Source organism: Mycobacterium sp. C31M (assembly GCF_053345865.1).
The window spans coordinates 76,635-89,991 of the sequence record NZ_JBKFAX010000007.1 but is presented as its reverse complement, the minus strand read 5'-3'; the positions used below and the strand labels follow the sequence as shown (position 1 = coordinate 89,991).

General features: G+C 68.2%; 9 protein-coding genes. 6 read left to right on the top strand and 3 right to left on the bottom strand.

The window, feature by feature from the left end; genetic code table 11:
- Positions 1-45: 45 nt before the first annotated feature.
- The gene (locus ACLBYA_RS12575; RefSeq protein WP_447709741.1) at positions 46-3,081 is read left to right on the top strand and encodes an MMPL family transporter; all 3,036 of its coding nucleotides are present in this window, start codon (positions 46-48) and stop codon (positions 3,079-3,081) included.
- A 6-nt stretch (positions 3,082-3,087) separates the two neighbouring features.
- On the opposite strand, the gene ACLBYA_RS12570 is transcribed toward ACLBYA_RS12575, so the two are convergent.
- Positions 3,088-5,058 (bottom strand): acyl-CoA dehydrogenase family protein, encoded by a 1,971-nt coding sequence (locus ACLBYA_RS12570; protein WP_447709740.1) that lies wholly within the window; start codon positions 5,056-5,058, stop codon positions 3,088-3,090.
- An 80-nt stretch (positions 5,059-5,138) separates the two neighbouring features.
- Between ACLBYA_RS12570 and ACLBYA_RS12565 the strand changes: the two genes are divergently transcribed.
- Entirely contained in the window at positions 5,139-5,861 is a 723-nt protein-coding gene (locus ACLBYA_RS12565) for a VIT1/CCC1 transporter family protein (protein ID WP_447709739.1), read from the top strand.
- Between the two features lies 1 nt (position 5,862).
- Here the strand turns inward: ACLBYA_RS12565 and ACLBYA_RS12560 are convergent, their stop codons facing one another.
- Positions 5,863-7,068, bottom strand: coding sequence for an MFS transporter (locus tag ACLBYA_RS12560; RefSeq protein WP_447709738.1), 1,206 nt, complete (start codon positions 7,066-7,068; stop codon positions 5,863-5,865).
- Between the two features lie 22 nt (positions 7,069-7,090).
- Complete coding sequence (locus ACLBYA_RS12555) at positions 7,091-7,534, bottom strand: MarR family winged helix-turn-helix transcriptional regulator (protein ID WP_447709737.1); 444 nt, start codon at positions 7,532-7,534, stop codon at positions 7,091-7,093.
- A 106-nt stretch (positions 7,535-7,640) separates the two neighbouring features.
- Between ACLBYA_RS12555 and ACLBYA_RS12550 the strand changes: the two genes are divergently transcribed.
- The 4 genes from ACLBYA_RS12550 (at position 7,641) to ACLBYA_RS12535 (ending at position 13,353) form a co-directional block, all read left to right on the top strand.
- The gene (locus ACLBYA_RS12550; RefSeq protein WP_447709736.1) at positions 7,641-9,650 is read left to right on the top strand and encodes a DUF2232 domain-containing protein; all 2,010 of its coding nucleotides are present in this window, start codon (positions 7,641-7,643) and stop codon (positions 9,648-9,650) included.
- Positions 9,647-10,468: a CbiQ family ECF transporter T component gene (locus ACLBYA_RS12545; RefSeq protein WP_447709735.1), complete on the top strand. Its 822-nt coding sequence runs from the start codon at positions 9,647-9,649 to the stop codon at positions 10,466-10,468. The genes ACLBYA_RS12550 and ACLBYA_RS12545 overlap by 4 nt, the downstream gene beginning before the upstream one ends.
- 9 nt (positions 10,469-10,477) lie before the next feature.
- Entirely contained in the window at positions 10,478-11,983 is a 1,506-nt protein-coding gene (locus tag ACLBYA_RS12540) for a PucR family transcriptional regulator (RefSeq protein WP_447709734.1), read from the top strand.
- 116 nt (positions 11,984-12,099) lie between these two features.
- The gene (locus tag ACLBYA_RS12535; RefSeq protein ID WP_447709733.1) at positions 12,100-13,353 is read left to right on the top strand and encodes an NAD(P)/FAD-dependent oxidoreductase; all 1,254 of its coding nucleotides are present in this window, start codon (positions 12,100-12,102) and stop codon (positions 13,351-13,353) included.
- The last annotated feature ends 4 nt before the right edge of the window (positions 13,354-13,357 follow it).

The following is a 13,357-nucleotide window of genomic DNA, read 5'->3' as shown; positions in this document are numbered from 1 at the left end:
CGCCTGCGCGTAGACCAATTGGTCTACTACGGCTGGGGAGGGCGAATGCAGCACGGGGAAAGCGGCCGATTCGGCAAGGTCAGCGAGCTGTGCGGCCGGTTCGCCTGGGTGGTCATCGGGCTGTGGGTAGCACTCGTCGCGGTGCTGAACGTGGCGATACCCCAACTGGAGACCACAGTCGCCAACCATTCGGCGCCGTTCATGCCCGCCGACATCCGCGCCGCAGAGACGCTGCGTCAGATGTCCCACGAGTTCGGTGTTCCGGAGTCCTCGGCAATCGGCAGCGTGCTGCTGGTCAACGAGAACGGCATCGGTGCTGCCGAGGAGCAGCTGTATCACGGGCTCGTCGCCGATCTACGCGCCGACACCGGAAACGTCGCCTATGTGCTCGATGTGTTCGGCACCGACCAACTGCGCGATATCGCACTGAGCCCGGACGGTAAGGCCATCAACCTGCTGGTGGCCGGCACCGGTGACGTGGGATCGACCAAGGCACACGCGAACACCGTGGCGATCCGCGACATGATCCATTCGCTGCCGACGCCACCGGGAACGCAACTGTTCTACACCGGACCCTCGCCGACACTGGCAGATCTGTTCAGCGCCATGGATGTTTCCCTGCACATCATCACCGGGGTCTCGGTGGTCCTCATCCTGCTGGTGCTGCTGTCGGTGTACCGGTCGCTGATCACCGCGATGGTTCCGCTGCTGACCATCGGAATCGCGATGGGCGTGGCGCGCCCGATCATCTCCCTGCTCGGTGGGAACGAGATCTTGACGGTGTCGAACTTCACCATCGCCCTGATGACCGCGATGCTGCTCGGCGCCGCAACCGATTACGCCATCTTCATCCTGTCCGGCTACCACGAGGCCCGCCGAAAACAGCTGTCGGTCGACGACGCCCTGTCCTACGCCGGGCGCCGGGTCTCGGGGATCCTGATCGCATCCGCACTCACCATCGCGGCTGCGGCCACCGCGATGGGATTCACCGAACTCGGCATGTTCAAGGCAGCCGGGCCTCCCATCGCCATCTCCATCGTCGTCGCGCTGGCGGTATCGATGACACTGCCGTATGCGCTGCTGGCCATCCTCGGTGCCCGCGGGCTGGCCGAACCACGCCGATTGAACGAAAGGCGCTGGCGCCGTATCGGATCCACGGTGTTACGCCATTCGGGTGCGCTGGCGACGGTATCGCTGGTGCTGCTCATCGCCGCTGCGTCGACGCTGGTCACCTTCCGGGTGAATTTCGACGAGAACGACATGCAGCTCGACGACACCGAGAGTGCAGCCGGATACCAGAAGGCCTACCTGCACTGGGGCGTCAACGAAGTGGCACCGGAGTACCTGATCGTGACCTCCGACCACGACATGCGAAACACCAACGATCTAGCCGCGCTGGACCAGATCGCCACCCGGGTCGGGATGATCCCGGAGGTCGCCTACGTGCGATCGCTCACCCGGCCCGCGGGCAGCCAACTGGAGCAGAGCACGGTCGGCTATCAGGCCGGTGTTGTCGCCGATCGGCTCGGCTCGGCCCGCGACCAGGTGCAGGACGCGCGTCCGGATCTAGAGCGGTTGGCCGACGGATCCGCCGCACTGCGTGACGGCGCCGCCGCGGCCGACGCACAGCTACCGCAATTGGTCTCGGGCATCAGGGAAGTCAGCGCGCTGGCCCGACAGATGGTGGACGTCCGCGATGCCGCGGGCTCCACCTTGTCCACCGTGACGGGCGGCCCGGCCGATCTCGATGCGGCGCTGTCCGACCTGGACGCCGCGGTGAACCTGCTCGAACCGGCGCTGCACGTGCTGACCGCCAACCCCGCCCTGCTCGATGCGGGACGGGCCGTCGGTGCGGCGCTGGGTCCGGCGCTGTCCACCGACAACCAGGGATGCTCGCGGGACCCGGTGTGCACCGGGGCGCGGGCACACATCGCCGAACTCGACGCGCTGTCCGCGGGCGCGGTCAGCCGCGCGCTGCGGCAGGCGCAATTGGCGGCCGCGATGCCGACCGAGAGCATCGAGCGGCTGCGGGCGGCCGAACCGGCCCTCCGGGACACGCTGTCGCGGCTGCGGATGCTGGCCGCCGCGGCGCCGGCGGACGGTGCCGCCCGGCTCGACGATCTGCTGCAGGGCGCCGACCGGCTGTCGGTCGGTGTGGCCCAGTTGGCCGCCGGGCTGCATCAGGTCAAGGGCGGAGTCGACGAGGTCGTCGGCCTCACCGGGCAGCTGACCGCCGGTCTGACCGAGGCAACCGACTACCTATCGGCCCTGAGCACACACACCTCGGCCGGCCCTGGCGCGGGTTTCTACCTTCCTGCGCAAGGATTCTCCGACGCCGGATTCCGGGCCGCCGAACGGCTGCTGTTCGCACCGGACGGGCACACCGCTCGACTGCTGGTGACCTGGGCGATCAACCCCTACAGCGCCGAAGCGTTGGACGCGTCGCGGGAGATCGCACCGGCGGCCACCGAGGCGGCCGCCGGGACCTCGCTGGCCTCCGCGCAGTTCGCCGGAACCGGACTGGCCTCACTGTCGGCGGACATGCGCGATCAGGTGTGGCGCGATTTCGCCGTGTACGGTGCCGTCGCGATCCTCGGTGTCCTACTGGTGCTTATCGTGCTGCTGCGCAGTATCGCCGCACCGGTGTTCATGGTCGCCGTGGTGACGCTGTCCTTCGCCGCGGCGGCCGGTGTCAGTGTGCTGGTGTGGCAGCACCTGATCGGCATCGACGTCGACTGGTCGGTCTTTCCGGTGTCGTTCATGGCGCTCATCGCTGTCGGCGCCGACTACAGCATGCTGTTCGCCGCCCGTATCCGCGACGAATCCGCCGACGGCATGCGCCGGGGCATCCTGCGCAGTTTCGGCAGCACCGGCAGCGTCATCACCACCGCCGGTCTGGTGTTCGCGCTGACGATGTTCGCCCTGATGAGCGGTCGGGTGATCAACCTGCTGCAGATCGGATTCACGATCGGCGTCGGGTTGCTCATCGACATCACCGTCGTACGTACCATCCTGGTGCCGGCCGCCATGTCACTGATCGGCGACCGGATCTGGTGGCCCAGTCGACCCCGTCGAGGCTGAGCCCGCCTACTTCGGCTCGATGGTCCCCGAGCTGACGGCATCCTTCTCGCGATGCTCGTCGGCGTCTGGGATGTGCTCGGGATGCAGCATCTCGGCGTAGCGCAGCTGCTCGGGAATCCCGAAACCTTCGACCAGCAACTCGGCGTGCGGTCGCAGCCGGCGGCAGCGATCGTTGATGCCGCGGGTGACGGCCTTGGCGCGCTCGGTGGACAGGAACTTGTGTTCGATGAACCAGGACTTGTCCGCCTCGATGACGCTCAGCGCGTACAGATCGCACACCATGCCGAGGATTTCCCGCGCCTGCTCGTCCTCGCAGGCATCGATACCGGCGACGAACGCCTCCAGGATGATCCGGTCGATATGCGCCTGCGCGGTGTGCAGCACGTGATCCTGCACGGCGTTGAAGGCCTCGAACGGTGACATTTCCTTCGCCTTGCCCTGCAGCCGGCGGGCCACCGAGGCGAGCATGTACTCCTCGCGGTCCTCGAACATCTTCACCTGGGTGCCGCGGTTGAACAGCGAGCCCTCTTCCTCGTTGTCCTCCCGGGTGTCGAGGATGGTCTGCATGATCGTCTGGGCCGCGGTGCGCTTGAGCACCCGCTCACCGGCGAAGTTGGCGGCGAACCGGACCCACTCCACCGGGCTCATGCCCTTGATGTCGTCGGCGTAGGAGGTCAGCAGCTCCTTGGCCACCAACTGGGTCAGCACATGGTTGTCACCCTCGAACGTGGTGAACACATCGGTGTCGGCCTTGAGCGCGATCAGCCGATTCTCGGCCAGATAGCCTGCACCACCGCAGGCTTCACGCGCCTCCTGGATGGCGGCGGTGGCGTGCCAGGTGTTGGCGGCCTTCAAACCGGCTGCGCGGGACTCGAGTTCGCGCTGCTCCTCGGCGTCGGGACTGTCCGAGGTCTGCAGCTCGTGGCACTTGGCCACCAGTTCGTTCTGCGCGAATTGCAGCGCATAGGACTTGGCGATCAGCGGGAACAGCCGGCGCTGGTGCACCAGGTAGTCCATGATCAGCACCTCTTCCTCGGAGCCGGGTGCGTCGAACTGCCTGCGCTCCAGGGCGTATCGGGTGGCGATGTCCAGGGCCACCCGTGCCGCCGCACCCGCGCTGCCACCGACGGTGACCCGACCGCGGATCAGGGTGCCCAGCATGGTGAAGAACCGCCGGCCCTTGTTCTCGATGGGCGAGGAGTACGTGCCGTCCTCGGCGACGTCGGCGTACTTGTTGAGCAGGTTCTCCCGCGGCACGCGCACCTGGTCGAACTGGATGCGGCCGTTGTCGACGCCGGGCAGCCCGCCCTTGTAGTGGCAGTCCGAGGTGGTGACACCGGGCAGGTCATTGCCGGCGTCATCGCGGATGGGCACCACGAAACAGTGCACCCCGTGGCCCTCGCCGTTGGTGATCAGCTGGGCGAACACCGCTGCCACCCTGGCGGTTTGGGCCGCGCCACCGATGTAGTCCTTGCGCGACGACGGGGTGGGGGAGTCGATCACGAATTCCTGAGTGTCCGGGTCGTAGGTCGCGGTGGTCTCCAGGGACTGCACATCGCTGCCGTGCCCGGTCTCGGTCATCGCGAAGCAGCCGAGCAGTTCCAGGCTGATGATCTTGCGGACGTAGGCGTTGTGGTGCCGCTCGGTGCCCAGGTTCTCGATGGCCCCGCCGAACAATCCCCACTGCACACCGGCTTTCACCATGAGCGACAGGTCACTCATGGCGAGCATCTCGATCTGGGTGACGGCTGCGCCGACGTCGCCGTTGCCGCCGTGTTCCTTCTTGAACCCGTCCTCGGCCGCCCCGCGGGCGGCCATGATCTTGAGCTGTTCGCCGACCTTGGTGCGGGCGATGACGGTGTTCGGGGTGTAGTGCGGCCGGAACACCTCGCCGGACAACTCGGCCCGGACCTGGTTCTTCACGTCGCGCCAGCGACCGTCGAGAGCATTGCGCAGGTGTTCAGCGGTTGTGGTCATAGTCGACGGTAACGTGCCCACGCCGCGAGGAAGGTAAACCTGAGTACAACGTTATGAATCGTGCGGCGTTGAATGACGCCATGACCGAACCGGTATCGCCGACCGGACTGCCGCACGTGGCCAGTCACCGGCACGCCGACGTGACCGGCGGGTGGCTGCGGGCCGCCACCTTCGGGGCGATGGACGGCCTGGTGAGCAACACCGCGCTGATCGCGGGTGTGGCGGCCGGCGCCAGCGCGCAGGCAGTGGTGTTGGCCGGGGTCGCCGGGCTGCTCTCCGGCGCGTTCTCGATGGCACTGGGGGAGTACACCTCGGTCACCACGGCCAACGAACAGATCGACTCCGAGGTGCGTGTCGAGCAGCGGTCCTTCCGAAAGCAGCCCGATGCCGAACGCGCCGAATTGACGGCGATGCTCATCGACATGGGGATGACGGCGCAGACCGCGGCCACCGCCACCAGCGAGATCCACCGCGACGAGAACCGCGCAGTGAACTTCCATCTGGTGCAGGAACTCGGGGTCGACCCGCGCGAGAAGCCGTCGCCGTGGGTGGCGGCCGGATCCTCGTTCCTGATGTTCACCCTCGGGGCAGTGATCCCGCTGATTCCCTACCTGTTGGGATTCGAGTCGCTGTGGGCCGGGCTGGCCTGCGGCGGGCTCGGTCTGGTGATCGCCGGAGCCGTCGCGGCCCGGTTCACCCGCCAGTCCACGTCACTCGGTGGTATCCGGCAGCTGGCCCTCGGCGGTGCCGCGGTCGCGGCCACCTACCTCGTCGGTTCCGTTGTCGGCGTAGCGGTTACCTGATTCAGTTGCCGACGGTGACGGCGGTCGCCTCATCGGTCAACTCGTCGAGGCGCTCCTCGGGGGCGTCGACACCGCGCAGATGCCCGCGGGCGGCGAACAGCAACCCGGCGCCGGCCAGCACCGCGCCCGCACCCACCCAGTACGGCAGATGCACGCTGACGTGTTCACCGAGCACCCCGGCCAGCCACGGCGCCACCGCCGCACCGCCGAAGCGCAGGAAGCTGTAGGCCGCCGAGGCGACACCGCGCTCCACCGGGGCGGCCTTCATGACCGTCTCGGTGATCAGGGTGTTGTTGACGCCGATGAACAGACCCGCCACCACCACACACGTCGCGAGCGCCGTCTTGTTCTCGGTGCCGACCGCCATCACCGCCAGGGTGACCGTCAGCGCCAGCAGATTGACCACCAGGGTGGGCACCGTGCCGAACCGGTGCTGCAGGCGCGGGGCCACCACCACCGAGGTGAACGCCAGTGCCACGCCCCAGCCGAAGAAGATCAGCCCGATCTGGTGGGCATTCATGTCCAGCGGGAACGGGGTGAAGGCCAGCAGCGTGAAGAAACCGAAGTTGTAGAGCAGCGCGGTCACCGACACCGCCAGCAGGCCGCGGTGGCGCAGCGCTCGGAAAGGATCCACCAGGCTGGTCGCCCGGGCCGGACGGTCGGTGGCGGGCAGCAGGAACACGGTGACGACCAGGGCGACTGCCATCAGTGCCGAGACGCCGAAGAACGGGCCGCGCCAGGAGATCGAACCCAGCGCACCGCCGACCAGTGGGCCGACTGCGATGCCCAGTCCCAGTGCCGCCTCGTAGAGGATGATCGCCTGCGCGACAGAACCTTTCGCGGAGTTGACGATGGTCGCCAGCGCCGTCGCGACGAACAGCGCATTGCCCAGACCCCACAGCGCGCGCCAGCCCACGATCTCCATGACCGTGTCGGACAGGCCGGCCAGTCCGGCTCCGGCGATGATGATCACCAGGCCGAGCAGCAGCGTGTTCTTCGGGCCGATCCGGCTGGACACCACGCCGGTGATCAGCATGGCCACGCCCATCACCGCCATGTAACTGGTGAACAGCAGGGACACCTGCGAGGGCGAGGCGTCCAGATTGTCGGCGATCGGTTTGAGGATCGGGTCGACCAGGCCGATGCCCATGAAGGCGACGACGGAGGCGAAGGCTACGGCCCAAACGGCTTTCGGTTGACGCCACATGGCGGGCGAACTCCTTACTTCTTTACGGGCGGTCCTGCTGGGCGTCATCGAGAAGCCCACGCAGCACCCGGATCGCGTCGACGAGGGCGGCTCGTTCCGCGTCGTCGAGATGGTCCAGATAGGGGTTGATCGCGGCGCTGCGATCGGCGCGCACCCGCTCCAGGATTCGGCGGCCGTCCTCGGTGATGCCGATGAGCACTGCTCGGGCGTCACCGGGGTCCTCGGTGCGCGACACCAGGCCGGCGTCCTCGAGGCGGCGCACCTGGGTCGTCATCGTCGGCTGTGAGCAGTGATCGATGGCGGCCAGATCGGAGATCCGGGTCCGCCCCTGATCCTCGATGGTGGCCAGCAGCCGGGCCTGAGCGAACGGCAACGGCAACTCGATGCGTTGGCTGGCCAACCGATTGATCCGCGCCACGACGGCCAGCAGGTCGGCGCCGAGCGCGGTGTGGTCCGGGTGAGTCACTCGAACAAGGTTACATAGGGTTACTATGCATCGGCAAATCTGTCGGCGTGGCTACCGTCACAGTGCGGGCGGCCGAAGCGCTCCTGTCAACTGGCAGAATCGTGTGATGCCTCCCGGTCCGTCGCACCCTCGTCGGGCCGGCACCCTGCTCCCCGGTGAGTTGGCGCAGGCCTCGGTGATGGCCGCGCTGAGCGCCGCGATCGCCATCATCGCCGTCGTCGTCCCCTTCGCGGCCGGGCTCTCACTGCTGGCGACCGTCCCGATGGGCCTACTGGCCTACCGCTACCGGTTGCGCGTCGTCCTGGCAGCCACCGTCGCCGGCGCGCTGGTGGCCTTCGTCATCGCCGGGATCGGCGGTCTGATGACGGTCCTGAACTGCGCCTATATCGGCGGACTGGTCGGCATCGTGAAGCGCCGCGGGCGTGGTCTGCCGACCGTGCTGGCGGTGTCGGTGGCCGCCGGTGCGGTGTTCGGGGCCTTCGTGGTGCTGGCCCTGACCCTGGCCACCCGGATGCGCGAACTCGTCTTCACCGCCATGACCGCCAACGTCGACGGCACCGTCGCGATCCTGAGCTACATCCCGGACCTGGAACCGGCCGCCCAACAGGTGCGGCAGGTGTTCGGCTGGCTGCTCGACCACTGGCAGATCCTGATCTTCGGCTACGGGCTGATCGCCATCGTCGTGGTCGGGCTGGTCGGCTGGTGGGCGTTGTCGCGGGTGTTGTCCCGATTGGCCGGCGTCCCCGATGTGCACAAACTGGAATCCCTGGACGAATCCGGCGCCGTCGCCCCCGTGCCGCTGCAACTGCGCGATGTGGTGTTCCGCTATCCCGACACCGATCGTGATGCGCTCGGCCCGCTGTCGATGACCCTGCAGGCCGGCGAACACATCGCCGTCACCGGTGCCAACGGCTCCGGCAAGACCACTCTGATGCTGGTGCTGTCCGGACGGCCGGCCACCGAGGGTTTCGTGGAACGCCCGGGGGCGGTCGGTCTGGGCGCGCCCGGCGGTACCGCGGTCATCATGCAGCATCCCGAGAGCCAAGTGCTGGGAACCCGGGTCGCCGACGATGTGGTGTGGGGGCTGCCGGTCGGCACCGCCGTCGACATCCCGGCCCTGCTCGCCGAAGTCGGCCTGGACGGGTTGGCCGAGCGCGATACCGGCGGGCTGTCCGGCGGCGAGTTGCAGCGCCTGGCCGTGGCGGCCGCGCTGGCCCGCAAGCCCTCGCTGCTGATCGCCGACGAGGTCACCAGCATGGTCGACCAGCAGGGCCGCGACGGGCTGATGACGATGCTGGCCGATCTGACCCGACGCCGCGACATGTCGCTGGTGCACATCACCCACTACAACGAAGAGGCCGAGGCCGCCGAGCGGGTGGTCAACCTCACCGGCGGCTCGCCGATGGTGGAGTCCGCCGAGCCGCCGGCCGCGACCGCCGCGGTGCATGCCGATGTGGCGGTGCTGGAGCTGTCCGGTGTCGGACACCGCTACGGCGATGGAACGCCCTGGGCGACAACCGCACTGCGCGATATCGACCTGGTGGTGCACGAGGGTGACGGTGTCCTGATCCACGGGCTCAACGGATCCGGCAAGTCGACGCTGGCCTGGATCCTGGCCGGACTCACCGAACCGACCACCGGCACCGCCCTGCTCGACGGCCGGCCCATCGCCGAACAGGTCGGCGTGGTGGCGTTGTCCTTCCAGGCCGCCCGGTTGCAGCTCATGCGCAGCCACGTGCACCGCGAGATCGCCTCGGCCGCGGGGTTCTCGTCCCGGGACCGGGCCAAGGTCGTCGCCGCGTTGGCCACCGTCGGGTTGGAACCCGAGATCGCCGACCGCCGTATCGATCAGCTCTCGGGCGGGCAGATGCGCCGGGTCGTGCTGGCCGGGCTGCTGGCCCGCTCGCCGCGCGCCATGGTGCTCGACGAACCACTGGCCGGGCTGGACGCCGCCAGCGCCCGCGGCCTGCTGCGTCTGCTCGAAGAGTTGCGTCGTGGCGGGCTCACCATCGTGGTGATCTCGCACGACTTCGCGGGTCTGGAGGAACTCTGTCCGCGCACCCTGCACCTGCGCGACGGGGTGCTGGTGCCGGTGCCGACGGGGGCGACGTCATGAGTGAGCAGAAGCGGCCGCTGGTCCTGTTGCGGCCGGTGCCCGGTGACACCGTCATCCATCGGTTGTGGGCCGGAACGAAACTCATCGCCGTCTTCGCGCTCGCCGTGCTGATGGTGCTCTATCCCGGCTGGATCCCGATCGCCTTGATCACCCTGCTGCTGACGGCGGCGGTGCTGCTGGCCCGCATCCCGCGCGGAGCACTGCCGTCCATCCCGGGGTGGATCTGGCTGCTGCTCGTGTTTGGCGGGGTGACTGCCGCGTTTGCCGGCGGGACCCCGATCGTCACGCTGGCCGGGCTGGAACTCGAGCTCGGCGGGCTGCTGAAGTTCCTGCGGGTGACCGCGGTGTCCTTCGTGCTGTTGGGCATGGGTGCGCTGGTCTCGTGGACCACCAATGTCGCCGAGATTGCGCCCGCGGTGTCGACGCTGGGACGGCCGCTTCGTTGGCTGCGGATGCCGATCGACGACTGGGCGGCCACCGTCGCGCTGTCGTTGCGGGCCTTTCCGATGCTGATCGACGAGTTCCGAATTCTCTATGCCGCACGGCGTCTACGCCCGCGTGAGGTTCCCGAGTCCCGCCGCGAACGCGGCAAGCAGCAGGTGTCCGATCTGATCGATCTACTGGCTGCGGCGGTGACCGTGGCGCTGCGCCGGGCCGACGAGATGGGTGACGCGATCACCGCCCGCGGTGGCGCGGGCCAACTGTCGGCCGCCCCGTCGCGACCGCGCGCCGCGGACTGGGTGGCCTTGGCCCTGCTGGCCGTGGTGTGCGGGTTGGCCGGCTACATCGAAGGGTTCACCTTCCTGGCCACCACCTAGGCTGCGCTTGTGATCACCTTGGATCGCCTGGTGAACGTACTGGGCGGATACGGCGTGACGACGCGGCTGTGCGCGGTGCCGCGCAGCACCGAGTTGCGCAGTGTGGTGATCCCCGAGCCCGCGGTGGTCGGCGATGTCCTGTTGGCGATCGGTTCCGCTTCGGTGCATCAGGCGCTGGACTGGGCGGTGGCCGCGCGTGCGGCGGTGGTGCTGGTGCGCGGCGGCGAGGTCCCCGCCGAACTTCCCGACGGTGTCGCCGTGCTGCTCGTCGATCCGGCGCTGCCGTGGAGCGAGCTGGCCGCGGTGATCTACGGGCTGGTGTTGGAAGGCCGCGAGACCGAATCCGGCCGGGGCCCCACCGATCTGTTCGCGCTGGCCGACAGTCTGGCGGCCGCCATCGGCGGGGCCGTCATCATCGAGGACCGGCACGCCCAGATGCTGGCCTACTCGCGCATGCAGGAAGGGGCCGATACCGCGCGCGTGCAGACCATCCTGCGCCGCGAGCAACCCGCCGAACTGCGCGCGGTGCTGCAGCGCCGCGGCATCTTCACCCACCTCGCGAACTCCGACGAACCGCTGTTCATCGATCCGGACTCCGAACTGGGGTTGTCCGGGCGGATGGTCGTCGCAGCGCGCGTCGGGCGCGAACTGCTGGGCTCGGTGTGGGTGGCCTGCCCGGCTGCGCTCGACGGTGCGGCGCGCACCGCCCTGTGCGACGGCGCCCGCACGGTGGCGCTGCACCTGCTGCGCTCGCGGGCCAGCGCCGACCTGGAGCGCCAGGTCGAATCGGAATCGGTGCAGCGCCTGCTCGACGGCACCGCCGACGCGGTCACGGTGGCCAGTCGGGTGGGGCTGCCGCAGGGGCCGTTGCGGGTCATCGCGCTGCGTGCCCGGCTGGAACCCGACCGGCACACCGCGCTGCTGGTGGCCTTCGAGAAGGCCACCGCCGGGTTCGGTTGGTCGCGCCCGGGCCGCAGTGCGTTGGCGGACAACACCGTCTACACGGTGCTGCCGGGTGAGCGGGCGTCCTCGGCGCGTGAGTGGTTGGCGCAGTTGCGCGCCGTGTTGCCGGAGCAGACGACACTGCTGGCCGGTATCAGCGGAGTGGCCGAGATCGGTGAATTGGCCGCGGCCCGTTGGGAAGCCGATGAATGCCTGGCACTGCACGAGGCCGGCCCGGTCGAGGCGACGGTGCCCGCCTACGACGAGTCCTGGGACGATCTGGTGTTGCAGCGGCTGCGTACGGCCGTCGACACCGGGCGCGGTCCCAGTCGCGGTCCGGTGACCGATCTGTTGCGCCATGACCGCGAGCACGGCACGCCGTATGTCATGACGCTGCGGGTGTGGCTGGAATCCCAAGGTGATCCCGCGCGGGCTGGGGCGGCGTTGGGTGTGCACGAGAACACCGTCCGGTACCGGCTCCGCAAGATGGCCGAGGTGACGGCCGTCGAGGTCGAGGATCCGCGTAAGCGGCTGGCCATGATGATCGAGTTGGCCGCGCTCGATCGAGGATGATTGTTCAAAAGCGACAATCACTTGATGTTTGATTGTCGTCTTTCACAGCGACCGCCCTGAGCTTGACTCCGAAGATGGCATTGACAGCATCAACTGAGGTCACGGAGGTCGTTCTGATGGTCGGCGTCGATCGCTTCGACGGTGGACCGCGACGAGCTGTCGTGGTCGGGGCCGGCATCGTGGGTTTGTCGACAGCATGGTTTCTGCAGGAGCGCGGTGTCGACGTCATCGTCATCGACCGCGTCGGTGTGGCAGCAGGCGCTTCGTGGGGTAACGCCGGCTGGATATCACCCGCGTTGACGATCCCCCTGAATCAGCCTTCTGTTCTGCGGTACGGCCTGAGATCGGTTCTCAATCCCGCGGCGCCACTGCATATCCCCCTGCGCGCCGACCTCGGACTGGCGCGGTTCCTCATGACGTTCGCCCGGCACTGCAATACGGCAGCCGCCGAACTGGTGGTTCGGGCCAACCATCCCCTGAATGCCGAGTGCCAGGAGGCATTCGGCGTCCTCGTCGACAATGGGGTGGACGCACCTATCACCCAATCCGCGATCACCGCGCTGTTCGAGGCGCCTGCCGGTGTCGAGGCACTCCGATCAGAGATTGCGGCGTTGGAGCGCGCCGGGTTGCCGGTGTGGCTGCGCGACCTGCGCGGCGACGCTGTACGGGCCGCCGTGCCGCTGGCCTCGGGGGCAGCGACTGTGGCGCTGTCCGTCGATCAACAGAGCTTCATCGATCCTGGGCGTTTCGTAACGGCGTTGGGACGCACGGTCGTCGAACGTGGTGGCACGATTCGTACCGACCGTGTCATAGGGCTCAGTGACTGTGATCGAGCGGTGACTGTACATACAGCCAGTGGCGGAGATTTCACCGCTGACGTGGTGGTGCTGGCCACTGGAGCCTGGGTGTCAGAACTGGCGCCGCCCAACGTGCGGGTACCGGTGCGCGCAGGACGTGGGTATTCCTTCACTGTTCCCATCGACCGGGCCATGCCCGGTCCGATCTACCTCCCGACGGCTCGGGTTGCCTGCACGCCGTATCTGGGCGCCATGCGTGTCGCAGGAACCATGGAGTTCCGTGCTCCGGAGGCGCCGATCGACCGGACTCGTATAGACGCAATCGTCACGTCCGCGGCCCATCTGTTGGACGGAGTTCGGTGGAACGAACGCGACGACGTCTGGGTCGGATCACGCCCGGTCAGCGCAGACGGTCTGCCACTGATCGGACAGGTCGACACGCGGGTGTACGCGGCCGCCGGCCATGGTATGTGGGGCTTCGCGCACGGCCCGATCACCGGGCGTCTGCTTGCGGAGCAGATCACCACCGGCAAACAGCATGAGGCACTCCGCGCGTTGGCCCCGCTGCGCTGAATCA